Below are 26,267 nucleotides of genomic sequence, written 5' to 3' on the forward strand. Positions count from 1 at the left end.
CTATCCAGTTGCGGTCGTTGACCAACTCTCTTTGTATGAAGCGCAATTTTTTCCGTGTTCTTCTCGGCGTTTGCTTTTACTTTCCTTTCGTCGTATCTGCTCAAAATGGTTTAAACGGTGCAAAAAATGTTCCGACCTCATCAGTACCCTTCCTGAACTTTACGCCTGACGCTCGTTCTGGGGCGCTTGGAGAAGCTGGCGTAGCGCTTGGAGATGTGGATGCCAATGCTATTTTCTGGAATCCATCGAAGCTGGTTTTCGCTAAACAGAGTTCTGGAGGATCGCTATCCTACACGCCCTGGCTTCGAAATCTAATTGGGGATATGTACTATTCCTACCTGAGCGGCTACGGAAAAGTAGGTAAGAACTCCGTGGTAGCAGGTTCGTTAATGTATTTCGATTTAGGCACAGTTGATTTCACGACCGCAAATGGTGTAGCCGCTGGTACATTCAACTCCCGCGAATATGCACTCACCGTTTCGTTTGCGCAGAAACTCTCTCAGAATTTTTCGCTGGCTGTTGACCTGAAATACTTAAACTCCAACTTAGCTGCTGGTAGCGCTAACCCGGCGCTTAAGCCGGGTTCAACTGCGGCTGCTGATATCAGTGCTTACTACCATAACGAGTCACGTGATAATGCAACGGGCAAAGGAATTGGCTGGGCCTTTGGCGGTATGATTTCGAACCTCGGTGGTCGACTTAATTATGGTGGAACGCAGAGCTACTTTATTCCGACTAATCTTCGTTTAGGAACCAGTCTGACCTTGTTTTCCGACCAGTATAACAAGTTCAACTTTGTAGTAGACGCTAATAAGTTGATGGTGCCAACGCCAAATGTTGTTAACGGTGTGGATCTGAATGCCAATAAAGATTACTTCTCATCCGTCTTTGGTTCGTTTGCCGATGCACCGGGCGGATTCAGTGAGGAATTACAAGAGGTGACCTTATCAACGGGTGTTGAGTATTGGTATAACGATCAGTTTGCTGCCCGACTTGGCTATTTTAACGAATCGAATCAGAAAGGTGGCCGTAAATATGTGACGACAGGTATTGGCCTTCGACTCCAGCAGAAATTTGGCATTGATTTCTCGTATTTAGTGCCGATAAAACAAGGTAGCCCACTGTCCGATACGTTCCGAATCTCATTAGTATTTAACTTTAATAAAGCGAATCGGGTTGGCGATGAAGAAGCCGTAACCGACGATTCTAACTAAAATTAAAGAGCGAAAGAGCGAAAGAGTGAGTAAGTGGAGGCCAAACTGGCAAATTCACTCACTCACTCTTTCGCTCTTTCGCTCTTTTGCAATTTATATGACACTTAACAGAAGCCAATCGCCCGCCTTTCAGGCCATACATGATATACAATTACCCGCCGTTCAGTCTCATCGGTTAGATAATGGCATTCCACTGCATTTAATCACCGTCAACCAGCAGCCGGTAGTCCGATTAGAATGCGTATTTGATGCGGGAACCTGGCACGAGCTGGTTCCAGGGAGTGCGTTCTTTGCGATGAAGATGCTTTCAGAAGGAACAACTTCCCGCTCATCGGCACAGATTAGTGAGTATGTCGATCGTTACGGAGCATTTCTTGAATTGAATAGCGGCCCCGATCGAGCAAGTATCGTTATTCATTGTCTGACGAAGTTTCTGCCGAGCGTGCTGCCTCTTTTGAGCGAAATTCTTAACGAACCCGTGTTTCCGCAGAAAGAATTAGATGACCTGCGGAATATTACCTTACAGAATTTGCGGGTTAATTACGAAAAGAGTGCTTACCTGGCTGGGGTTCTGTTTCGGGAAAAACTCTACGGTGCCGAGCATCCTTATGGGCGTAGTCAGCGGCCCGAAGCGGTTGAGCAGCTCACTCGCGAGAACGTAGTAGCCTTTTACGAACGGGTTATTCGAAATCGCCAGTTTCAGATTATTCTAGCCGGACAAGCGTCTGAAAATGAGGTCTTGTTGATTAACCAAATATTGGGCCAGCAGCCTATTCATACTGATAGCCTACCCGGTTTTTCCGGTATCTTACCCGCCGATAATAACTTGCCTATTTTGGCGGAAAAGCCCGATAGCATTCAATCGTCCATTCGATTAGGGCGTCGGTTGTTTACCCGGTCTCATCCCGATTTTTTCAAAATGCTGGTCGCCAATGAAGTATTGGGCGGCTACTTTGGTTCTCGGTTGATGAAGAATATTCGGGAAGAGAAAGGGTTTACGTATGGCATCTCCTCGAATATGCCTTCCTTCCGGCGAGATGGCTATTTTCTGATTGGTACGGATGTCAATAAAGAAAATACACAAGAGACATTGGATGAAATACGCAAGGAAATCCGTATCCTTCAAACCGAGCTGGTTACTGACAGCGAACTGGAAACGGTAAAGAATTATATGTCTGGTGAATTTGTTGGATCTCTGAATACACCGTTTGACATTGCCGATCGGTATAAAGTGATTTTGCTGGACAGCATGCCTGCCGATTTTCTGACGACCTATATTCAAAAAATTCGCGCAGTAACAGCCGAGGAAGTGATGGAAATGGCGACCAGTTACCTAACTCCGGAAAGCCTGAATGAAGTAGTTGTAGGGGGTAAATAGGATTTGTATGGAGAAGCCAAGTGGTTTTGTAGTCTAAAAAGATTTGCCGTTTAGTAACAATCCCTTAATTTTGGGGTTACACTTCCTTTACAAGGCTAATCAATTTAATTGGCTAGTCTCTTTATCCAGCAACCAGTTCTTAAGTTTTATTGATGAACGTTCTCATTATTTGCGCCACTACGATAGTGGCCTATTTGCTAGGGTCTATTCCCTCCGCCGTATGGTACGGTCAGGCATTCTTTGGCCTTGATATTCGTAACTATGGCAGTGGCAATGCTGGGGCAACCAATACCTTCCGCGTATTGGGCAAACGAGCCGGAACCATAGTGATGTTGCTGGACGTGCTGAAAGGATACACAGCAGCTATTTTATCGACTATACTATGGTATGCCGATGTGATCACCGTCAATGAAATTCTGACCTTCAAAATCGTTTTTGGCTTAGTGGCCGTTATAGGGCATCTATATCCTGTTTTTGCCAATTTTAAAGGTGGAAAAGGCGTGGCAACACTGCTGGGAATGATGTTAGCGACGCATCCAGAAATGGCAGCCGTTTGCATTGGCATTTTTCTATTGGTAGTTATTGCCTCTCAGTACGTATCGCTGGGGTCAATTCTTGCTGCATTGGCCTTTCCCGTTCTGCTGTTATTGCAGATTTTCGGGCAGAAAGAAAATCCGTTATTGATTGTTTTTGGTTTCATCGTCTTTTTGCTTGTGGTGTTTACACACCAGAAAAATATTGGTCGATTATTACGTGGCGAAGAAAGCCGTACGATTCTAATCCGATTCCGAAAAAAGCACTAGGCTAAGAAACCTTATTTCAGGATAAATCAACGCCCCGGCGTTGCGCGAAAAAGGCGTAACTTCGGGGCGAACTTATTGAGATACGATTTACGGTTTACGGTTTGCGATTTCTGGCGTCAGCTCAAATCGTAAACCGTAAACCGTAAATCGTAAGTACATCTATGACTAACTACCTTGACGCCAATAAGCAACGATTTTTAGATGAGTTGCTGGACTTACTACGTATCCCATCGGTTTCGGCCGATTCAGCATTTAAAGGCGACGTGCGCCGGGCTGCCGAATTTGTGAAAGACAAACTAACGGCTGCTGGATTGGATAATGCCGCCTTGTACGAAACACCAGGCCATCCGATTGTTTACGCCGAAAAAATTGTAGACGATACCCTACCAACGGTGTTGGTATACGGTCACTACGATGTTCAGCCTGCCGATCCGTACGAACTCTGGAATACACCTCCTTTTGAGCCGACGATTCGTAACGAACGAATTTATGCGCGAGGTGCCTGCGACGACAAGGGCCAGTTCTACATGCATATCAAAGCCATTGAAGCAATGGTGGCTACGGATGGTTTGCCCTGTAACGTGAAAGTGATGATTGAGGGCGAAGAAGAAGTTGGCTCTGATCACCTTGGCACCTTTGTGAAGGAAAATCGGGAGATGCTGAAAGCCGATGTCATTCTAATTTCGGATACGAGCATTATTTCAAACGAAACGCCTTCGATTGAAATGGGTCTTCGCGGACTTTCGTACGTAGAAGTACAGGTTACAGGTGCAAATCGTGATTTGCATTCGGGCGTGTATGGCGGTGGGGTTGCTAACCCGATCAACGTCTTGTGCGAAATGATTGCGTCGCTTCACGATGAGAACGGTCGCGTGACGATTCCTGGTTTTTATGATAAAGTGATCGATCTAAGTGATACCGAGCGTGCTGAATTAGCGAAAGCTCCCTTTGATTTAGAAGAGTATAAAAAAGACCTGGGCATTAATGATGTGCTCGGTGAAACAGGCTACTCGACCAACGAACGTACTTCGATTCGGCCAACATTAGATGTCAACGGGATTTGGGGTGGATATACAGGCGAAGGAGCCAAAACGGTACTTCCCTCAAAAGCATCGGCTAAGATTAGTATGCGGCTGGTACCAAACCAAACACCCGACGAAATTACGGAGATGTTTACATCCCATTTCAAGTCAATAGCGCCAGCAGGAGTGTCTGTTACGGTTACGCCACATCATGGCGGTATGCCCTACGTAACGCCTATCGATTCGGTTGAATTTGAGGCTGCCAGCAAAGCATTTGAAGAAGCCTGGGGTCAGAAACCCATTCCAACGCGCGGTGGTGGTAGTATTCCTATTACAGCACTGTTTGAACAGGAACTCGGCATTAAGTCGATCCTGATGGGTTTCGGCCTCGATAGCGATGCCCTGCATTCACCGAATGAAAGTTATGGTCTCTTTAACTTCTATAAAGGCATCGAAACCATTCCTTATTTCTATAAATACTACGCAGCTCTTAAGCAATAAGTATTCTTCATAGGATTTTTGCCTGGAGCCCTGCCACAGCTCCAGGCAAAAGCCCTATTTCAAAAAGTCGCGTAAAACTGTTTAGGCGTAAATCCTTCTTTTCTCTATGAAAAAAACGTTACCGGTTCTTTTGTTAAGTTTTTTGGCGGTGACCTGGGCTTCTGCTCAACAAACACCAACTGCTCCACCTGCTCGCGTATTAACTCCCGCTGAGCAGAAGCAGAAAGAAAAGATAGACCGAGAAATTCAACGAGAACGGCAAATTCGGGCAGAATGGTTGCAAAAGCAACGTGAATACGAAGCTAAACAAGCCGAGAAGGAGCGCCAACGACAAGCTAAAAAAGCAGGGAAAGAACTGCCTGCCAAAGAGACCCCAGCCCCTCAGTCGAAGCCAATTGTAGCACCGCCACCTGCGCCAGTACAAACTGCGCAGCCCACGGTTAGCCAGCCCGTACCGACAGGGCCTACAGAAAAAGAAATACGTGCTAAAGAGGAGCAGGCGGCTAGGGAGGCTAAGAAGGCGCAGCAAAAAGCGGATAAACAGGCCGCACGGGATGCGAAAGAAGCCCAGAAAAAAGCTGGTAAAGCGGCTAAAACAGCACCTGTTTCGCCATTTACTGATACTCCAGCTGTAGCACCAGCAGTAGTGGAGCCAGCAAAGGTCGAACGCCCAAAACGAGAGAAAAAGCCTGTTGTCGTGCCGACAGATTCTACGACGAGTAACGTAGAACCAACAGCTATACGGCCCAAACGGGAGTTTCTGCCCAAAGGACATTTATTCGACCCAATTATACTGGACCCGCTGGAGGCCCAAACGTATGGGAGTATTTTACCCGGATACTGGACCGAAGGTCAGAAGTATAAGGGGAGCATAGTTCCATTCGCTTTTGGCTTTGCAAAACCCTTTTATCGCCGGACTACCGAACCTGGTCGGGCTGAAGAGTGGGTGCTGGATTTGGCCTCATTCACCCAATTCGAGGCTTATCACGATGACGTGATGGATAAGGCACGTCGGCAAATTATGAATACCGATTATAAAATCAGTATTATTTACAACATCCGCCGGGGAGAGCATAATTACCGCATTCGGGTCTATCACATATCCTCGCATTTAGGCGACGATTACATCTATCGGAACAAACTGACAGCTCCCTCACCCAATTCGGTTAACTACGAACAGCTAGACTTTACGTATAGCCGTACTGTAAGCGATTGGCGATTGTATGGTGGAGCTGGAATTGTACTGCGAAAAACAGAAGAGCGTAAACTATTTAGTGCACAGCTTGGCGCATTCTATAAAAAGCCATCTACGCATGCTGCCCGATTGGTAGGTGGTGCCGATATTAAATTCTGGCAGCAAACCGATTTCCGGCCTGGTATTCATGGTGGGATAGGTATTGAACTGGGTCGGACGCAAAATAACCTGACTTTTCTGCTGGAAGGATATTCTGGTTTCCGTCCATATAGCCAGTATGAGCAACAACAAACCTCGTGGATAGGCGTTGGCCTGTACCTGAGCCCATTTTGATATAGGATGTAGTATATATGATGTATGAGAGAATTACATATCATATATAACACATCATACATATTACATTATACATCATATATATGTCTTTGTCTGCACTAACGGCTATTTCGCCCGTTGACGGTCGCTATCGGTCTCAGGTTGAGGCTTTAGCTCCTTATTTTTCGGAACTTGGTTTAATTCATTACCGGGTTCGTATTGAGATCGAATATTTTATTGCGCTCTGCGAATGGCCTATACCACAACTCGCCGGAGTTGATGCAGCACAGTTTTCTGTTTTGAGAACCCTATACGAAACGTTTTCGGAAGAGGATGCGCTACGGATCAAGGAAATCGAAAAGACTACGAATCATGACGTCAAGGCGGTTGAGTATTTTATCAAAGAAAAACTGAAAGGATCGCCTGTTGAACCGTATCTGGAGTTCGTTCACTTTGGCTTAACCTCGCAGGATATCAACAACACAGCTATTCCGCTGTTGCTAAGTGAAGTGCTCGACACCGAAATTGTACCGCTTTACCGGCAGATATTCATGCGATTACAGGAGCTGGCCAATCAATGGAAGGATGTACCGATGCTGGCTCGCACACATGGACAGCCCGCGTCGCCAACGCGTTTAGGAAAAGAGCTTTCCGTTTTTGTTGAGCGAATTGAGAAACAATTACAAATTCTGGCGACCATTCCGACGGCGGCTAAATTTGGTGGGGCAACGGGTAACTTCAATGCGCATGCGGTGGCTTATCCAAAGGAAGACTGGAAGAAATTTGGCGATCGGTTTGTTGAAGGTCTTGGCATGGTTCGTAGCCAGTTTACGACCCAGATTGAGCATTACGACATGTTGGCGGCTACGATGGATGCCTTTAAACGGCTGAATACAATCCTGATTGACCTTGATCGTGATGTCTGGACCTATGTGTCTATGAATTACTTCAAGCAGCGTCTAAAAGAAGGTGAGGTAGGGTCGTCGGCCATGCCACACAAAGTTAACCCGATTGATTTTGAGAATTCGGAAGGAAATCTGGGTATCGCTAATGCCATTTTCGAACATTTATCAGCTAAACTCCCTGTTTCCCGGTTGCAGCGCGATCTGACTGATTCAACGGTATTACGGAGCATTGGCGTTCCGTTTGCGCACTCGGTTATTGCGCTCAAATCACTTCTGAAAGGCTTGAATAAACTGGAGTTGAACCAGGACGCCCTCAATGCTGATCTGGAAGACAACTGGGCTGTTGTAGCCGAAGGAATTCAAACGATTCTCCGTCGCGAAGGCTACCCACAGCCATACGAAGCCCTAAAAGCCCTTACGCGAACCAATCAGAAAATTACAGCGGATACCATTCGCGAATTTATTGAGGGTTTAGACGTATCGGAAGCAGTTAAGGGCGAGCTACGCGCTATTACACCATTTACCTATACAGGAATATAATTGATGTAGAGTAAAGTTAGATCTATATAACGAGCCGTGCTGCTAACAAGCGGCACGGCTCTTTGCCTTATAAACAAACTATAATCGATTCATTCTGAAATCTGTACTGGTCTGCTATGACCAGAAATCGGGCAATTATCCCCATCTATAAGTCTATAGGGGCCAGCTACCAATACCTAATATTAACGATCAAACAAAGAGCTTGCTCAGTGCCACACCCACGATTACTCAATGAACGAGTAACGAATAATGTTTAAATTGACCTGTTATAAGTGGGGTAAACAAGATCAATTTGTAAGTAAAAAAATCATAGATTAATCAGCAGAATACATGACTAAAAAACGCATATTTTTTACTGGTGGATCGGGGAAAGCTGGAAAGCATGTCATTCCCTACTTGATCGACCAAGGCCATACCGTGTTGAATGTAGACCTGATGCCCTTGGATCATCCAGGAGTAAATAATATCGTCGCTGATATTACGGATTCTGGACAAATGTTTAATGCCCTAAGTTCTTATGCCAGCTTAGATGAATTGGAGTCAGGTACGGGCGTACCCAAATTTGATGCCGTCGTCCATTTTGCAGCCGTGCCCCGAATTTTACTTAAATCAGATAATGAAACGTTTCGGGTTAACACCATTGGCACCTATAATGTGATTGAAGCGGCTGTCAAACTGGGTATTCGAAAGATTATTATTGCCTCTTCAGAGACTACCTATGGGATCTGTTTTTCCGATGGTCAAACCAACCCAAAATCGTTGCCGTTGGAAGAGGATTATGACGTTGATCCCATGGATAGCTACGGCTTATCGAAGGTAGTCAATGAACAAACGGCCCGTAGCTTCCAGCGCCGGTCGGGCTTTGATGTGTACGCCCTTCGGATCGGTAATGTGATTGAACCGCACGAATACTCCGAGCTGTTTCCCTTTTATTTGGCTCACCCTGAAGTGCGACGTCGGAATGCCTTTTGCTACATCGATGCGCGAGACTTGGGCCAGATTGTGGATTTATGTTTGCAAAAAGAGGGTCTTGGATATCAGATTTTCAATGCAGGTAATGATCACAATGGAGCTATTCTTCCTAGCCTAGAACTGGCTAAAAAGTTCTTCCCTGGTGTGCCCCTTACGCGCGAATTGGGGAAGTATGAAGCTTTGTTTTCAAACCGAAAAATTCGGGAAGTGCTGGGCTTTAAGGAACAACATAACTGGCAGAAGTATGTGCCCTGGGAGTAATAAAGCAACCAACATCTCAGCTAAGATTGACCAAAGGAAAGGGGCGAGCTAACAGATTCGGTCTAGGTTCCAGTTGGTTACTCAATACACCGCTCGGGCAGCGAGCTATTCCGATCCGAGCGTTTGCCTTGCCGTTCACACTGCTCCCGCATGATCGTGTAGGGCTATTCTTACATAGTCGACGTACGACGGGTATCCATGAATTAGCCATTACAGTGTCGAACACCAGTTTGTCATTAAGTATGACCAGGAAGAACTCACCCGACTGTTTGCGCTATCGAGTGCGTTCTTTTTTATGTTTACGGTATTGACCACAGAACGTAAAGCAAAGGATACCTGATGCGGTTGTCATTTTGAACACAACTAAACTCAATATGGCCACATCTTCCTGAAACGTTCCGACCAATTTTGCTCTATAAACGAATAAGCAAATGAGCAAGACAATTTTCATTACCGGAGCCTCGTCGGGTCTAGGGAAGGCCACCGCTACCTTATTTCAACAAAAAGGCTGGAACGTCATAGCAACCATGCGTAAGCCTGAGCAGGCAGGTGAACTGAGTCAACTGGACAACGTAACGATTTTACCGCTGGACGTCACTGACACTGAGCAGATTAAGCAAGCCGTCAGTAAGGCCATTGCGACTGGCAATATAGATGTCGTTTTTAACAATGCCGGGTATGGCCTGTCAGGCCCGTTGGAGGCCACTTCGGACGAACAGTTGATCCGTCAGATCAATACCAATCTGTTAGGCGTCATCCGGGTTACGCAGGCATTTATTCCCTATTTCAGGGAGAAGGGCAGCGGGCTTTTTATTACGACAACCTCAGTGGGCGGGTTGGTTGGCTTTCCGTTTTCATCGTTATACCATGCCACCAAATGGGGGTTGGAAGGATGGAGTGAAAGTATGGCTTATGAACTGAAAAGCATCAATGTCGGGATCAAAGTGATTGAACCAGGAGCTATTCAGACTGATTTTATTGGCCGGTCTTACGATAAAGCCTATCATCCTGCCTACGGTGAACTGTTTAACCGCTTTTTCTCGAATGTCGATCAGGTTACCTTTTCCCCGGCCGAAACAATAGCCGAAGTTGTTTATGAAGCCGCCACCGATGGGAAAGATCAATTGCGTTATTTGGCTGGAGAAGATGCTAGGGGCCTTTACAGCCAGCGACTGCAACTCGGCGATGAAGGGTTCAGGCGCTTTATGGAATCCGCTTTTTTAGGGAATCAACCTGATTAATATGGCTACATGAAACATACATCGAATACCCCCCTTAAAATCAGTTCACCAGTCGAATTGCACCAATTAATGGATTTACCAGGGCCTTTACATCCCCTGGTAAGTCTGTTCGATAATACGCAGACTATCGCGAATAAAGCTACTCTGCCTCAGTCGTTCATGTTTGATTTCTACACCATTTCGTACAAGAAAAGGCTGAAAGGGAGAACAGGCTACGGTCAGCATTACTATGACTTCGACGATGGGACAATGGTATTCACCGCGCCCGGACAATTAATCTCGACCGATGGCGATCACGACTATTTTGGCATCTCCCTGCTTTTTCATCCTGATTATATCCGGAATTATCCCCTGGGCAGGCGCATAAAACAATTTGGCTTCTTTTCGTATGAAAGTAACGAGGCTTTGCATCTTTCAGACAAGGAAAAGAATACCCTATTGACGGTTTTTAAAAATATTAACGATGAACTACAGCACAGTCTTGATGATTTTAGCCAAGATATTGTTGTTTCACTGATTGAGACCCTACTCAATTATAGTAATCGTTTTTATGGAAGGCAGTTCATTACGCGCAAAACGGTCAATCACGATCTGTTGTACCGAATAGAAAAACTGCTGGATGAATATTTCGGTAGCGAACAAGGCTTAACAACCGGCCTGCCAACTGTCGACTATTTGGCTTTTCATATTAATGTATCTCCTCGTTACCTGAGCGATATGCTCCGCGCCCTTATCGGGCAAAATGCACAGCAGTACATTCATGAAAAAATGATTGAAAAAGCAAAGGAATACCTGGCTGGAACAAATATGACAGTGGGCGAAATCGCCTATCGGTTAGGATTTGATTACCCACAGTCGTTTAGTAAGCTGTTTAGACGAAAGACAAATTTAACGCCCATTGCATTTAAGCATCAGTTGCATAAGAATTGACTTTTTTCGGAATAGCCTATCATAGAATTGTCAGGATAGTGGCCCTATCGCTAAAAGCCTTAATCAACACATCGAATGCCACCGGGTTGGTTGTACTGCGTATCGTTAGATCACCTTCTGGGTAAACCTATTATTTGTGGCTGTTGCAAAAGCAGATCAGTGCATAATAAAACTGGTCAGGCATTTATAAAACTGATCCATGAGCCTAATTGGCTAAAAATAAGGATTGAAACAACTATTTAACGTGAATAATGGGTTGAAATAATGCATAAATAACTGATAGTCAGAGTGATAAAATATGGTTTTGTCATCCCGACGCAGGAGGGATCTTCGGTAAATAATCAGTTGCCGAAGATCCCTCCTGCGTCGGGATGACAAAAAACAATATTATAAATAACTGACAATCAATCAACAATTTTAGATTCCATCCATTATTCACGTTATAATACATATGGACGGGTAATATTTGGACTTTATTTCAAGAGAATAAGTAAACAAACTTGTATGAATTTATCAGTAATAGTCAGATCTTAATGCCAATTGATTGCCTTCTGGCCGGAAATAGCATTCTGATCCAGCCAAAAGCAGATATCAAAAAACTAGAGCTATCTAATTGAGACGGCTAAAGGCTTCCGTTTGCTCATGTAAAATCCGTTGCTCGATGCATCTCAGAATGTACTTTGTAGGCACACCAATATAACCCAGATGAGCCGAGTCAATGCGTAGCCGAGTGATTGGACAACTGGCCCTATTTGTCTTATTCCGGCTAACGGCATATATTGAAAACTCCTTCTTATAGATATTCTTCGCTATTCGTTTTGGTGTTAATAACAGGAAGTCCTTCAAGTAGAGCACGGCGCTCTACGCCATCCAGAAAGGACATTTGACCATTCTGGTTTCGGCTTTCCCGAAAACGAGAATATACATATCCCTCCTCAACGGATATAGCGGGTAATCCATTTAATTTATCCTTTTTGACAAAGTACGCATTATTACCAGCCTGATTACAACCCACAAAAGCATAACCCTTTTCAATCGCTAAGTCACACAAAGCGGGGAGCGAAGCGCCGAAATACAAATAGGAGTAATGAGTTTGCTCGCGCACAAAATCAGGGTTGTACGGTATACTAATCGAGCGCTCGGAGCCGAACAGACTATTATATTCAATAACCACAATATCGGCTTCAACTACAGTGATGGCTTTCCACACCCAATAATCATTGCCGTCGATATCAATACTGAGTAATCCGATCTGACCGGTAATTCCACTACTGACTAACAGTTGGTTGATGTTTTCTGCGGTAATAAAACTCGCCACGGCTTTTAAGCTATAACGCCAGTAAAACGAACGGGTCTTTATGTAATCAATAAAGCTCGACGAACCATCTATTACCAAACCCTTCCAATTGTTATTCATCAATAAGAAGCGGGTATTTGCTTCTTCATAATTTTCCACGCCAAATTCTACAAACGTATCCACGCGGGGGTTGACGTAACTAATTAAGTACTGGATAATTCCGTCGTCTCCAAACTGAGAAAATAGTTTAAATTCCGCATCCTTCATGGAAGTAGCCTGCTTAGCTAGTTTAGCCAGCGTTGCCCCCATCACCAGTTTAGTAGCCGCATTATCTTCTTTAGCTTGTCTAAGTTGATCCTGTGTATCCCGCAACTGGTCTTGTATTTCCCGCAGTTGTGTTTGTATCGGTTCGATGAAAAATCGCCTTAATTTTCTCCTCATACGGCATGAATATTAGGTCTGTGATGGGATTGATCTTTTTGTATCAGGTAGTAATTGGCCAGGGATGGAGTAACCTGTTTAATGAGCAGCAAATTTACCAGAATGTCTCTGGTGCTAAACACGAATCCATAAATGCAGGTTAATAGCATTGTAATAAAGCCTGTGAGGCTCAAAATGCCTGATTCCGGTGATAATACTGCTATCAGCCGGCAGGCATCAAAAAATCAATACTCTTTACATGAGAAAAATAGCCTTTGTTGTCCAACGGTATGGCGTAGAAGTAAATGGCGGGGCAGAATACTATTGCCGCGTTCTTGCCGAACGACTAACCAGTACGTATGAAGTAGATGTACTAACGAGTTGTGCACTAGAATATGTTACCTGGGCTAACTGGTATCCGGCAGCCACCACCCAGATAAATGGAGTGAACGTACATCGATTTCCAACGCATTACGAACGGCAAGCGAAGGACCACTTGATGTATGAGACTGAACGTAAAATCAAGAAATGGTCGCGACCAGAGGAATGGCATGGAATGGGTTGGCTTCGCATGTGGGGACGTGCGCTAGTCGGCAAAACCGTCGGGCGCTACATGATGCGATGGGCACAGTATCAAGGGCCTTATACACCTGATCTGATCACGTTTTTAAAGCGTAATCATCGGCAATATGATGCGCTTATTTTCATTACCTATCTTTATTACCCCACCATTGCGGGGATGAACGTAGCCCCCCAAAAGTCGATTTTCATTCCAACAGCGCACGACGAAATCCCTATTTATTTGCCTGGTTTCCGGACTTTATTTCACAAGCCACGAGCCATTCTATTTCTCACATCAGCCGAGAAACGGTTTGTAAATCAATTATTTAAGAACGAAGCCATTTACAACGATGTCATTGGGGTTGGGATTGAAAAAATTGACGTAAACCCTACCAATTTACCAACTACAGCATTAACGGTGGAAGCACCTTACCTGATTTACATTGGCCGAATTGATAAAGCCAAAGGCTGTGCGGAGTTGTTCGATTATTTTATCCAATATAAAGAAAACCACCCTTCCGACTTAAAGCTGGTGCTGGTTGGCCAAGCGTTCATGCCCATTCCTGATCACCCCGATTTGCTACTGGCCGGATTTGTGGACGAAGAGGTAAAAATAGCTTTATTGAAAAAGGCTAAAGCCTTGGTTATTCCTTCGCAGCACGAGAGTTTATCGATGGTTACGCTGGAAAGTTTCGCGTATGGCATTCCTGTACTTGCCAATAAAAAATGTGAAGTTCTTGAAGATCACATTAACCTTAGTCAGGCAGGCCTGTTGTTTGTGGATTATACCAGCTTTGCGGATGCTGTTCAGCAATTTTTGTCTCAGGGTTCCAGTGAAATGTCAGGAAAAGGCCAGGCCTATATCGAGCAAAATTACACCTGGGATAAGGTGCTGGCAAAATTCGCCAAAGCGGTTGATTATGTGGCTGGCAACGGACGCTTATTGCACTAACTCCTGCATCATGTTCAGGCGTTTATACACGCTGTCTTCGCTATTGATCAGTTCATAGTGATTGCCTCGTTCTACGATCTTTCCGCCCTCCATAATCAGGATTTCATCAGCTTCTTTTATGGTGCTCAGGCGGTGCGCAATAACCAGCGTTGTACGACCTTCCATCAGGTTGTTCAACGCTTCCTGCACTGATTTTTCGGATTCGATATCCAGTGCAGACGTGGCTTCGTCCAGAATTAAAATAGAAGGTTTCTTAAATACAGCCCTGGCAATACTCAGGCGCTGGCGCTGGCCACCACTCAGGCGGATACCTCTATCGCCGATGACCGTATTATAGCCATCTTCGGTTTCCATGATGAAGTTGTGCGCATTGGCCACTTTAGCCGCTTCGATCACTTCGTCCATACTGGCATCCGGCTTTCCGAGGGCTATATTATTGAAGATCGTATCATGAAATAAGATAATCTCCTGGGTTACAAAACTCATCTGTCTCCGCAGCGATTCCATCGAATAGTCTTTGACGTCGATACCGTCTATTTGAACGCTTCCCTGGGTAGCTTCATAAAAGCGGGGGATCAAATCTGCAATGGTCGACTTCCCAACCCCCGAAGGTCCCACGAGCGCGATTTTCTTTCCTTTGGCAATTCGGAAATTAATGTTCTTCAGAACGGGTTTGTCGCCATACTGGAAACTAACATTGTCAAAAACAATGTCACGCCGGAACCGTTCCAGCACACTGGCATCTGGCTTATCTTCTATTTCTATGGGCTTGTCCAATAGCTCCAGAATACGCTCACCCGCAGCCTGACCCTGCTGAATATTGGTAAAGGCTACCACAATTGCTTTTGCAGGTCGAATCACCTGTGAGAAAATAGCAATGAACGCAATGAATGAGCCGGCCTGTAAATTATTCTCATTGTTTAACACCAAACTACCACCATACACCAGAATACAAGCCACGATAAACACGCCCGATGCCTCTGAAAAAGCCGGAGCCAGCTCGCGCCGTTTAAAACTCTCCAAACTTGCCTGTCGGTAAAAATCGTTTTCCCGACTGAATCGCTTAAGCACAAAATCCGTGGCGTTGAACGACCGAAGAATGCGCATACCAAGTAAGGTTTCGTCCATAATGGTCAGCATGCGTCCCATGGAAGACTGCACATCCTGCGCTTCTTTTTTGAGCTTCTTGGTCACAGCCGCAATGCCGATTGCCGAGATTGGGATGATAACTAGTGTAAAGAGTGTTAGCTTAACGGATATAGCAAACAGCGCAATAAAGTAACCAATAAATACATAGGGTTCTTTAAAGACAACCTCGATTGAACTACCTGCCACGCTTTCAATAGCATACACATCCCCATTGAGTCGGGAAAGCAAATCGCCTTTGTGCTCTTTGGTAAAATAACCTAAATGCAGGTGATTAATTTTGGAGAACAGAGCCTCCCGAAGCCGTTTTACCAGCAGAGTTCTGGCATTAAGCAGGCATTGCTGAGCCAGAAACCGGAACAGATTGGTCAATATAACCGACACCACAATCGTACCCGCTAGAAAATAAAGCGCATAGATCGGTTTGGTGGTTTTAAAATGATAAATCTGATGATAAAACACATCCTTAAAATACGCTGGTGTCAGTTGGAAATCCGGCACCGATGCATACTTGGCGGCATCAGCCGTATTAATTGGGTCAAACAGAAAATTAAGCAGAGGAATGATCAACGCAAACTGAAATACGTTGAAGAAAACGCCTATGAGCGTGAATATAAAAAAAGGAATAATAAACTTTCCGTAAGGCTTGGCATAAGCCATTAGCCGTTTATAAATCTTCATTCGTTATTAATACCAGATACAGATAATTATGCGATAGCAGCTCTTGTTTCCTTGGACAGGTTGTCCAAGGAAACAAGAGTAACTCAGATCAGGCCATTGACCGATAGACGTCAATGTATTTTCTGGCCGAATCTTCCCAGTTGAATGTAGCACTATAAGCTTTCAGAGCTGCCTCCATCTGGCTACCGGCTCGTTGGTATCGCTGCATTCCATCGGCGAAATCATCATGTATGTTATCAAAATCGTGGAGGTAAAATGCAAAATCTTTCCCTATTTCGGGCAGGGCTGTATGCCTCGATAGAAACACAGGTTTTCCAACGGACATGGCTTCGGTAACGGGAAGGCCAAACCCTTCGGCCAGAGACGGCATGACAACAGCCTGACAATTATGATAGTACCAGGATTTCTCTTCTTCTGAAATTTCATTGACCAAATGCATCCGGTCTTCCACGTTCAATTCAGAGGCATGCTGATGTAGAAAATGAGCATACTCTTTATCTTCGTGGCGACCTGCCAGAATCAACTCCAATGCCGGATTTCGTTGTAATAAAGGCAGAATTCGGTGCTGGTTTTTTTTGCGGGCAATCACGCCCACGTTGAATAAAAAGGGAATTCTTGGGCGGTATGATTTCGCCTTCAGCACAGGTTGATGCAATTGATTTGTACCATTATAAATAACATGGACAGGTTTCCCGGCCGTATTACAATGCGTTAGTACATCGTTCTTGGTAAATTCAGAAATACATACGATGGCATCACTACGGTCTATATTCTGCTGCACATGCTTCAAACAACTCTCTTTCTTGTGCTCAGCTTTGTCTTCATGCAAAAAATTAAGGTCGTGAATTGTTAGTAGCACCTTAATTTTCTTATTTCTGCGGGGTAGGTATTGAGAACTTTGATAGGTACTATGCCAGATATGGTATTGACCAACGGATGGCATCAGGAATTTCTGAAGTGAATGCTGCTTGATGCAGGTTGTCGAAGAATCGAAGGCTTCCCGAACATGGTTTGGGATAAATACGGACAATTGTTCTGGGCAGGTATGCTGCTGAATAGTTCGTCCTAGATTGAGACAATAATAGTAAAGTCCTGTGTTGACATACTTCATTCTCTCGCAATCAAAAATGATACGCATCATACTAAAGTTCTCCTAACGTTGTTTAAGTAATTGAAAAAATCAAAAACTGCACCTCTATAAAAGCAGTTACTATTCATTACTAAAAGGACCCACAAACGATAACTTCCGTTTAAAGTCCAGCTATAATAAAAAACTGCTCCACATGTAGTAGGTCGTGCAACGAAGGGTTTAGTATGAGCAATACGGAGTGATAGGCCTTAATGTTGCAGAAAACCCAAAAAAACGATTAGCCGGCCCATTTACCGACCTCTTTCAGGCTTATGTCCCGTATTATTCTTGATTGCGACTTAATGAAGTTTCCCCATTCTGGCCTTTACCAGTATTGCCAGAATCTTGGCGAGCATATCAACCAGTTGCTGGTTGAAACCAATCAGCCTTTCATGAAAATGTATCTTCCGCGTCGAAAAAAACTGGTCCTTCCCCCCGAACCGTACCATTTGGTCGAGCATAGATGGCATAAACTCATCCAGCCCTTTCTGTTCGATTGCCGGGTGTGGCATGCTCCATTTCAATCAGGAAGGATTTTGCCGAACAAAAAGAGGTTTCCTCATCTTAATGTAGTACTGACCATTCACGACTTAAACGTATTACACGAAGGGAAGCCCGACTACATTCAGCAGAAGAGTCTGGCGCATACACAGGCCTTAATTGATCAGAGTGATGCTATTGTTTGCATTTCTGAATTTACAAAGAATGACGTCCTTACCCACTGCTCCACAGGCGACAAGCCTATCTACGTTATTCACAATGGCGTCAGTAAATTATCAGAGACAACAGGAGACGTTGCTGCTTATAAACCAACCCGCGAGTTTCTGCTGGGAATTGGCTATGTAAATCAAAAGAAGAATTTTCATGTTCTGCTGCCCTTATTGCAATCGAATCCTGATTTAGAACTGATTGTTATTGGTCACCATGATAGTCCAGACTATGTAACTCAGATGCGAAGCCAGGCACAGCAGTTAGGGGTAGAGAAGCGCCTGCACTTGCCAGGCACGGTTTCGGAGGAAGACAAAATCTGGTATTTGCGTAATTGTAAAGCTCTGCTCCACCCTTCTCTTGCTGAAGGTTTTGGTTTACCCGTTATCGAAGCTATGCAATTTGGTAAACCAGTTTTCCTTTCTACGCTCACCTCGCTACCAGAAATAGGCGGTGATGCTGCTTTTTACTTTTCTACTTTCGAAGCCAGCCTTATTCAGGAAGTGTACTGGGAAGGCATGAAAGCCTTCGAGTCGTTGGAGCGTAAAGAAGCTATTTTGAAAAATGCAGCCCGTTTTAATTGGGAAAGCAGCGCCAAGCAATATGTAGCAGTGTATGAGAGTACCATATGTAACTGATTGTGCAAACATAGGCTAAAAAAGTAAAGTACCCTTGTAAAAGGGAAATTCTCCGAAAAGGCTGTTTTTAATAGCTGCCCAGTGGTACGCCTATTGGGCTCAAACCGTAGATTTCTAGGTATAGTAAATCGGTAGCCTATAGTCCGGAAGATCTTCGACTCAACCAAAAACCCAGACTTATTCCTATCGGACGATGATACGATTTGGCCAGGGCGCTACCCAAATCCGCTAGTCCATAGCCATAGGTAACCCCCACTATGTCTGAGGCATATACCCTAACTATCCAACAAAAAGGCCATCTCATAAGTCAGTTATGAGATGGCCTTTTTGATTGTTATATTGAATTCTTTCTGACTATGTTATTGTCCTGTTTTAGTTAACAATATGGCTACCGAATCTGGTTTTGCTAAGAATGCCGAGTGGCTGGTGTTTAATTGATAAACTGTTTTTACGTTTCCAGATACGATCATTCTGGCTTGCAGACCAGGCGAAACCACCCGATCCTGCAAGGTTTTAATATAAACCTTCTCAACAGAGCCAAAATTAGCCGCCGTTAATGTCACCGGATTGGTAAATGGAATGGCTGGTTCAGGGCGATAATTTTGTAAAACAAGATTTTGTACCTGAGCAGAACCGTCCTGGATAAAGACGTTCACTAGCTGGTCACGCAACACATCCAGGGTTCCGTTCGCATTTTGGGTCAGTATAGGGACATGATTAACGGAATCACCAAGTGCTGAGCCGGCATCGGTGCCAGCAAGAGACAGTAAGGATTGTCCGGAAGATGGGAGATAAGCTGCGAGATAGACAAGTTTTTCAATTTTTGACGGATTCTGCTCGGCAACAGAAGAAATGATCATACCGCCTAAACTATGGCCTACCAGGATAACTTTGCCGTTTATTCCTGACATAGCATTAAGAACTTTGTCTCTGTAACTGGTCAACGTTAAGGTGGAGGGAACAGTTTGATCGCTGCCGTGGCCAGGCAGTTCTACAACGGTCACATTGTTGCCTTCATTAATCAAGCTGGCTTTTACGGCATCCCATACATAAGGAGCCTGCCATGCGCCGTGTACCAACACATAATTTTTAGCAACGGGTTTCACGTCATCATTCTTTTGGGAACATGAGGTGAACAGGATAGTAGCCATAGCTACAGAAAGGAAGAGTACGATCAGTTTGTGCATGATTTGTGGTGCCTAATTGTTTAGGACACCACAAACCTCGGGCTAGGCCGCGGCAATAAGTTTAACCCAGGTTAAAATCGAAAATAATCCCAAGCAATCCCTTAAAGCAACCCCTACAGGGATTTATCCGTAATGAGGAGGCACTATGATATAGGCACAAGTCGACACTTGATATCACTAAAATTTATATTTTTAGAGCATGGTGGAGAACAAAATAGAAACAGAGATAGACTTATTACGAACGATTTTAGGCTCTGCCGGTATGAAACCGGAAGTATTTGACTTGTCATTACCGTACTGGCAATCAAAACAGTATAAAAAAGGTGAGTTTTATAATGAATATAGAAATGTTTGCAAGCACCTTGGATTTGTAATCAACGGGGTATTCAGGATATACCGGGTAAACAGCGAGACGGGTGAAGAAAAGAATATGCTATTCTTTACTAATCACCAGTTTGTAGCTTCCTATAAAAGTTTTTTAGCCCAAACGGCCTGCGATTATTACACGGAGGCTATGGTTGATTCGCATATATTATACATACATATTGATCATCTGAATGAACTGTATAGACAATCACACCAGTGGGAACGGTTTGGAAGGATTGTTGCCGAAACAGCTTTTCATGAAGTGATGACCAATACCGAAGGTTTTTTATTTAAAACGCCGGAAGATCGTTACCGGGAAATGATGGAGAAACATCCAACTATTTTTAATTCGGTACCCCTTTATCATATTGCCTCTTACCTGGGCATCCAGGGGCCATCCTTGAGCCGGATTCGTAAACGAATGGTTGGAAAGTAAAACCCGGTATCTTCTGGTTATGGCTACTGAAACCCGCTAAACAAATTTGTTTGGCGGGTTTTTCGATTTTAACCTGGGTTAAACTTATTGCCCTAGCTGAGCCCGAGGTTTGTGGTGTCCTAAACAATTAGGCACCACAAATCATGAAAACAGCAATAATCGCAATGGCAATGAGTGTACTAGGTTTTTCGGCTCAGGCCCAAAACACAATCAGCAAAAATTCGAAAACGGTCGTACTTGTTCACGGCGCTTGGTCAGATGCATCGGCATGGAATGCCGTAACCCCTTTGTTAACGGCCCAGGGCGACGAGGTGATTACGGTTAACCTGGGTTAACCTGGCAGGCCACGGAAAAGATACCACTTCATTTGCCGGTATTACCTTGCAAACTTATGTTGACCAGGTAAAAGCGGCTATCGGCACCCGCACCAATGTGGTTTTGGTGGGCCATAGTTTTGCCGGATTGGTCATCAGCCAGGTTGCCGAAGAGATTCCTTCACAAATCAAAAAGCTAATCTATCTGGCAGCAGCACTTCCGCATGATGGGGACAGCCTTCTAGGCCTTGCAAAAGGGGACCCAGCATCGCATATCGGTAAGTTTCTTACAGTCGATAAGGAACATGGTGCCGCAATCATTGCGAAAGAAGGGGTAGCGGATATTTTCGCGGCCGATGCCCCTCAGCAGGTTCAGGAATACCTGGCAGCCACTATTAAAGCAGAACCCTTGGTACCTCTTGCTACCCCGGTACATCTGACCGAAAAGAACTTTGGCAGCGTCAGGAAGGTGTATATCCACACAGAAAATGACCATGCGATCAGTTATCCAGCCCAACAATACATGGTAAAAAATAGCAAAGTTGATAAAGTGTATACGCTGCAAAGCAGTCATACACCATTCGTTTCTATGCCGGATAAATTGGCCACCATACTGATTACCGAAAGCAAGTAATCCCGATTAACAGCAAAAAATAAATTCTTCATATCGGGCTTCTTCCGACGGAAAGGAGAAGCCCGGTCATAAAACACAATAAAATGTCACTTTCTCTAACCAAGAGCACCAATATACTTACTCACGAAACAGTACCAACTACCTTTATCGATGTAAAAGGTACAAAATTCGCTTATCGTTCATTTGGGAAGCAAGAAGGCATACCCATTGTATTCTTGCAACACTTTACTGGTACTTTAGATAATTGGGATCCGGCCCTAACCAATGAATTGGCCAAAACACACCCGATCATATTATTTGATAACAAGGGTGTCGGTAGCAGCGAAGGCGAAACGCCCGCTACAGTAACCGAAATGGCCAATGATGCCTATGAGTTCATCAAGGCATTAGGGTTGGAAAAAGTATATCTGCTTGGCTTTTCATTAGGCGGTTTTATTGCACAAAACCTGGCAGAAGGATATCCTGAATTGGTATGTAAAGTAATTCTGGCAGGTACCGGCCCGAAAGGCAGTGAAGGAATAACCGAAATTGTGAATGTAGTAACCGCAGGTATGTCGGATGGCCCTGCCAAAGTTCTGCGAAATATATTTTTTACAAAAACAAATAATGGTGTAGAAGCTGGCGAACAGTTCTTAGAACGTCTGCAATTTAGAAAAGAGAACCGCGATACGCCTACGACCGGAGCAACGGTCAATGCACAGGCAACAGCCATTATTACCTATGGGCATGAAAAAGATCCGGAATACCAGCAACTGCGCCATATTAAACAGCCTGTTTTGATCGTAAACGGCACCAATGATTTGATTGTGCCTTCTATCAATTCATTCACGCTAGCACAGTACCTGATCAATTCAAAACTCATTCTATGGAGTGATTCAGGCCATGGTGCACTTTTTCAACATAGCCAGGACTTTGTTAAAGAAGTTAATTCTTTTTTAGCCATATCATAAAGCATGCGTTAAATCAACATCAGGGCTAAGCCTATTTAATAGGCTTAGCCCTGATGTGTTTCAAATTGACATTGTTCAATTAGTTCTGATAATCCTATTCCATCAGCAGTTTATATCCTTATAGCGTACTTTTTGATTTTAATAAATGATTATCAGATGGATAGACTTAAAATACGCACTAGAGATACGGTTGGTAACCACCAGACAATCAGCCACACATCACGTAAGGCAGGCCAATCTTGCAGACAAAACGTCAACTGGTCGATAAACACTTCGAAATGCCATCCCATCTGGTTGAGCTGGTAGTTAACGGCTTGTGTTTGTTGTTCAACATTTTGGTCTCCTGAGTTAAACTGAGCATTTATGTATCGGTCCGATTAAAACCCGGGAAAGTCTACTATAAAAACGCGCTTCTTATCATTTGTAACCATGCTTTACATAATATTACAAAAGGCTCCAAGCTGAGACGAAAGAGGTAAGTGCGATTACTCAATTTTAGGGAGTTTGTTGGAACAGTGTTTAGCTCATGGTTTCTAACTCTGGCTAGTATACAGCAGATTATACAAAAGTTTCATGTGTAAGTACTCCTGTAGTTATATACCAAAACTTCATTTTATAATTTTCACCAAGCATACTAATTGGGGGCTTTTCGTTGACAGCGAGAGCCTTCACGACTACAGCCGAATAAGCACTAGCTCTCGTCTGCTTGTCCTTAACAAAGACACCATTTGATTTGTTACCTTATACTGGACAATACGTTATGAGTGTTTTCTATACTGTTCGGTAAAAGGAGGCAAGTTCATTTACGCGGTTAACGAAAAAGCGCACACGTTAACATTTTATAGCAACATCTCCAAGCACTTCTTTTAGCATGGCTCTACGAACAAGCTCTAACGACCAGGACGATAAAGTAGCATCCGGATATGTCCGCGTACGGGGGGCACGTGAGCACAACCTCAAAAATATCGACGTCTCAATTCCACGAAATCAGCTGGTGGTTTTCAGTGGTGTCTCCGGCTCGGGCAAGTCTTCCCTTGCCTTCGGCACCCTCTATGCCGAAGCACAGCGACGGTATCTTGAATCAGTTTCTCCTTATGCCAGGCGGCTGATCGATCAGGTCGGCGTGCCGGATGTCGATGCGATTGATGGCCTACCACCCGCCGTCGCCCTACAGCAACAACGCGGCACGCCCAATGCCCGCTCGACGGTAGGCAGCCTAACCACACTCTCGAGTCTGGTACGTATGCTTTACTCGCGCGTCGGTACCTACCCTGCCCACCAAACGATGCTTTATGCCGAGGATTTTTCCTTCAATACCCCACAAGGGGCTTGCCCCCGTTGCCAGGGCATGGGCCGCGTGCATACCATGACGGAGGAGTCGATGGTTCCAGATCCTTCGCTGACCATCCGTCAGCGGGCCATTGCCGCCTGGCCCACAGCCTGGGGTGGTCAGAACCTGCGCGACATTTTAGTCTCGCTGGGCTATGATGTTGACATTCCCTGGAAAGACCTGCCCAAAAAGGATCGGCAGTGGATTCTGTTTACCGACGAGCAGCCGACGGTTCCCGTCTATGCAGGCCTCACTCCGGCCGAAACGCGTCAGGCTCAGCGACGAAAGCTGGAACCGAGCTATCAGGGCACCTTCAGCAGCGCCAAGCGAAACCTGGAATATACGCTGGCCAATACGGAAAGTGCAGCGATGCGAAAACGCGTGTTGCAGTTTATGATCAGCACCGTATGCCCGGTATGCAAGGGCAAGCGCTTAAAGCCCGAGGCACTTTCGGTTACGTTCGCTGGCTACGACATCGCCGATCTTTCGCACCTCTCCCTGGTGCAACTGGCAGAAGTTATCAGGCCGGCCGCGAATGGCGAGTTTGCCGCCGACACGAATCCATCAACGTCGCTCGTGACTCGTGAAGCGGCAAAAGCCGCACTGGATATGCGCGTGAGTGCAGGTGGCTCAGCACACAAGGGCGCCCCGGATGTGCGTCGCACGGATGATCTCTCGCTGGAAAAGCGCATCGCTGCCGAGCGCCTGTGCGGTGATCTGCTGGATCGCCTGACCACGCTCATTGAGCTTGGCCTTGGCTACCTGTCGCTGGACCGCAGCACGCCCACCTGCTCATCCGGTGAGTTGCAGCGGCTGCGTCTGGCCACCCAGCTCTCCTCCCAACTCTTCGGTGTTATCTATGTGTTGGATGAGCCGACGGCAGGACTGCACCCAGCCGATGGCCACGCGCTGTTTGACGCGCTGGATAGGCTCAAAGCGTCGGGTAACTCGCTGTTCGTGGTCGAGCACGATGTTGAGATGATGCGCCGTGCCGACTGGCTCATTGATGTCGGCCCTGAGGCAGGCAGCGCGGGCGGACGCATTCTCTACAGTGGTGAACCACAAGGCCTTCGGGAGGTCAGCGAGTCCCGCACCAGGCCATACCTTTTTGAGGAAACAACCCGGCTCGTGTCCCCCAATCGTCCCCCTCAAGGCTGGCTGCGCCTGGAAGGAGTCCGACGAAACAACCTCAAGGGCGTTGACGTTTCTTTCCCGCTGGGTTGTTTTACCGCCGTGACTGGTGTGTCGGGGTCCGGTAAATCCAGCCTGGTGAGCCAGTCTCTGCTTGATCTGGTGGGAGAACACTTGGGCATGAGACGGGAGGAGACCGAGGAAGAAGCTCTGGAGGAGGGCCCTGCCGAAAAAACCATTGGTCAATTGCAGGGGGATATCAATGCCATCCAGCGACTGATTGAGGTCGATCAAAAACCAATCGGACGAACGCCACGCTCCAATCTGGCCACCTATACCGGGCTTTTTGATCATGTCAGAAAACTCTTCGCTGCAACACCAGAGGCACGTCGGAGACACTTCGATGCCGGTCGCTTTTCCTTCAATGTCGCCAAAGGGCGGTGTCCGACTTGCGAAGGAGAAGGGAAAGTCAGCATCGAGCTGCTGTTTATGCCGAGCGTTTATGCGCCCTGTCCGACCTGTCATGGCACACGCTATAATGATAAGACGCTGGAGATTAACTGGAACGACAAAACCATTGCGGATGTACTCGACATGACGGTTGACGAGGCCTGCCTGTTTTTTGCCGAGGAAGTGTTGGTATTGCGGTCTCTCGAAACACTGAGGGATATTGGCCTGGGTTATCTCAAGCTTGGGCAAAGCGCTACTGAGCTTTCCGGTGGCGAGGCCCAGCGGATCAAGCTCTCCACCGAGCTGCAACGCACGCAACGCGGTACAACTCTCTACGTGTTAGATGAACCAACCACCGGACTGCATCCGCGTGATGTCGACCGTCTTCTTGTTCAGCTTAACCGCCTGGTTAATGCCGGTAATACCGTTATCGTTGTCGAGCATGATATGCGCACGGTCGCCCAGTGCGATTGGGTTATTGACGTTGGTCCCGGAGCCGGGGATCGCGGTGGCACGATCGTTGCGGCCGGAACACCCTCCGAGATCAGCGCGTGTCCGGCAAGCCGTACGGCACCTTTCCTGGCAAACATCCTGAAGCCAGCGCTAAGTACCCCCTAATCAACGCAACAACCAGTCTATGTGTTAACAAGTTAGTTTCTTATA

Annotated in this window: 21 protein-coding genes; 17 read left to right on the forward strand and 4 right to left on the reverse strand. The window is 45.6% G+C overall.

Annotation, left to right across the window (positions count from 1 at the left end):
* Positions 1-35 precede the first annotated feature (35 nt).
* The 9 genes from porV to ACYVGR_RS19420 all read left to right on the forward strand — a co-directional run bounded on the left by porV (position 36) and on the right by ACYVGR_RS19420 (position 11,274).
* Positions 36-1,214, forward strand: a complete 1,179-nt coding sequence (gene porV / locus ACYVGR_RS19380; protein WP_460959679.1) for a type IX secretion system outer membrane channel protein PorV — start codon at positions 36-38, stop codon at positions 1,212-1,214.
* 97 nt (positions 1,215-1,311) lie between these two features.
* Entirely contained in the window at positions 1,312-2,592 is a 1,281-nt protein-coding gene (locus ACYVGR_RS19385) for a M16 family metallopeptidase (RefSeq protein ID WP_460959681.1), read from the forward strand.
* A gap of 152 nt (positions 2,593-2,744) precedes the next feature.
* Entirely contained in the window at positions 2,745-3,395 is a 651-nt protein-coding gene (plsY, locus tag ACYVGR_RS19390; RefSeq protein ID WP_460959684.1) for a glycerol-3-phosphate 1-O-acyltransferase PlsY, read from the forward strand.
* Between the two features lie 161 nt (positions 3,396-3,556).
* Positions 3,557-4,918 carry a dipeptidase gene (locus ACYVGR_RS19395; RefSeq protein WP_460959686.1) on the forward strand — a complete coding sequence of 454 codons (1,362 nt, stop codon included), beginning with the start codon at positions 3,557-3,559 and terminating at the stop codon, positions 4,916-4,918.
* 106 nt (positions 4,919-5,024) lie between these two features.
* On the forward strand, positions 5,025-6,446 hold the full coding sequence (locus ACYVGR_RS19400) for a DUF1207 domain-containing protein (protein ID WP_460959688.1): 1,422 nt from the start codon (positions 5,025-5,027) through the stop codon (positions 6,444-6,446).
* 83 nt (positions 6,447-6,529) lie between these two features.
* The gene (gene purB, locus ACYVGR_RS19405; RefSeq protein ID WP_460959690.1) at positions 6,530-7,870 is read left to right on the forward strand and encodes an adenylosuccinate lyase; all 1,341 of its coding nucleotides are present in this window, start codon (positions 6,530-6,532) and stop codon (positions 7,868-7,870) included.
* A 330-nt stretch (positions 7,871-8,200) separates the two neighbouring features.
* A complete protein-coding gene (locus tag ACYVGR_RS19410) occupies positions 8,201-9,103 on the forward strand; it encodes an NAD-dependent epimerase/dehydratase family protein (RefSeq protein WP_460959692.1) in 903 nt (300 codons plus the stop codon).
* 431 nt (positions 9,104-9,534) lie between these two features.
* Positions 9,535-10,344 (forward strand): SDR family oxidoreductase, encoded by an 810-nt coding sequence (locus ACYVGR_RS19415; protein ID WP_460959694.1) that lies wholly within the window; start codon positions 9,535-9,537, stop codon positions 10,342-10,344.
* Between the two features lie 9 nt (positions 10,345-10,353).
* Positions 10,354-11,274, forward strand: coding sequence for a helix-turn-helix domain-containing protein (locus tag ACYVGR_RS19420; protein WP_460959696.1), 921 nt, complete (start codon positions 10,354-10,356; stop codon positions 11,272-11,274).
* Between the two features lie 793 nt (positions 11,275-12,067).
* On the opposite strand, the gene ACYVGR_RS19425 is transcribed toward ACYVGR_RS19420, so the two are convergent.
* On the reverse strand, positions 12,068-13,012 hold the full coding sequence (locus ACYVGR_RS19425; protein WP_460959698.1) for a hypothetical protein: 945 nt from the start codon (positions 13,010-13,012) through the stop codon (positions 12,068-12,070).
* Between the two features lie 5 nt (positions 13,013-13,017).
* On the opposite strand from ACYVGR_RS19425, the gene ACYVGR_RS19430 reads away from it, so the two are divergent.
* Positions 13,018-13,155, forward strand: coding sequence for a hypothetical protein (locus ACYVGR_RS19430; RefSeq protein WP_460959700.1), 138 nt, complete (start codon positions 13,018-13,020; stop codon positions 13,153-13,155).
* A gap of 95 nt (positions 13,156-13,250) precedes the next feature.
* Positions 13,251-14,504, forward strand: a complete 1,254-nt coding sequence (locus ACYVGR_RS19435) for a glycosyltransferase family 4 protein (protein ID WP_460959702.1) — start codon at positions 13,251-13,253, stop codon at positions 14,502-14,504.
* On the opposite strand, the gene ACYVGR_RS19440 is transcribed toward ACYVGR_RS19435, so the two are convergent.
* A complete protein-coding gene (locus ACYVGR_RS19440) occupies positions 14,493-16,331 on the reverse strand; it encodes an ABC transporter ATP-binding protein (RefSeq protein WP_460959704.1) in 1,839 nt (612 codons plus the stop codon). The genes ACYVGR_RS19435 and ACYVGR_RS19440 overlap by 12 nt on opposite strands.
* Before the next feature lie 88 nt (positions 16,332-16,419).
* The gene (locus ACYVGR_RS19445; RefSeq protein WP_460959706.1) at positions 16,420-17,442 is read right to left on the reverse strand and encodes a glycosyltransferase family 4 protein; all 1,023 of its coding nucleotides are present in this window, start codon (positions 17,440-17,442) and stop codon (positions 16,420-16,422) included.
* A gap of 290 nt (positions 17,443-17,732) precedes the next feature.
* Here ACYVGR_RS19445 and ACYVGR_RS19450 point away from each other — a divergent pair, with 290 nt between their 5' ends.
* Positions 17,733-18,806 (forward strand): glycosyltransferase family 4 protein, encoded by a 1,074-nt coding sequence (locus ACYVGR_RS19450; RefSeq protein ID WP_460959708.1) that lies wholly within the window; start codon positions 17,733-17,735, stop codon positions 18,804-18,806.
* A 359-nt stretch (positions 18,807-19,165) separates the two neighbouring features.
* Here ACYVGR_RS19450 and ACYVGR_RS19455 read toward each other — a convergent pair whose 3' ends face one another.
* On the reverse strand, positions 19,166-19,957 hold the full coding sequence (locus ACYVGR_RS19455) for an alpha/beta fold hydrolase (protein ID WP_460959710.1): 792 nt from the start codon (positions 19,955-19,957) through the stop codon (positions 19,166-19,168).
* A 235-nt stretch (positions 19,958-20,192) separates the two neighbouring features.
* On the opposite strand from ACYVGR_RS19455, the gene ACYVGR_RS19460 reads away from it, so the two are divergent.
* The 5 genes from ACYVGR_RS19460 to ACYVGR_RS19480 all read left to right on the forward strand — a co-directional run bounded on the left by ACYVGR_RS19460 (position 20,193) and on the right by ACYVGR_RS19480 (position 26,222).
* Positions 20,193-20,795, forward strand: coding sequence for a Crp/Fnr family transcriptional regulator (locus ACYVGR_RS19460; protein ID WP_460959712.1), 603 nt, complete (start codon positions 20,193-20,195; stop codon positions 20,793-20,795).
* A 143-nt stretch (positions 20,796-20,938) separates the two neighbouring features.
* Positions 20,939-21,130 (forward strand): hypothetical protein, encoded by a 192-nt coding sequence (locus ACYVGR_RS19465; RefSeq protein ID WP_460959713.1) that lies wholly within the window; start codon positions 20,939-20,941, stop codon positions 21,128-21,130.
* A 46-nt stretch (positions 21,131-21,176) separates the two neighbouring features.
* Positions 21,177-21,743, forward strand: coding sequence for an alpha/beta fold hydrolase (locus tag ACYVGR_RS19470; RefSeq protein ID WP_460959715.1), 567 nt, complete (start codon positions 21,177-21,179; stop codon positions 21,741-21,743).
* Positions 21,744-21,826: 83 nt separating this feature from the next.
* Positions 21,827-22,693 carry an alpha/beta fold hydrolase gene (locus ACYVGR_RS19475; protein WP_460959717.1) on the forward strand — a complete coding sequence of 289 codons (867 nt, stop codon included), beginning with the start codon at positions 21,827-21,829 and terminating at the stop codon, positions 22,691-22,693.
* Between the two features lie 871 nt (positions 22,694-23,564).
* On the forward strand, positions 23,565-26,222 hold the full coding sequence (locus tag ACYVGR_RS19480; RefSeq protein WP_460959719.1) for an excinuclease ABC subunit UvrA: 2,658 nt from the start codon (positions 23,565-23,567) through the stop codon (positions 26,220-26,222).
* The last annotated feature ends 45 nt before the right edge of the window (positions 26,223-26,267 follow it).

Source organism: Spirosoma litoris, from assembly GCF_054776755.1.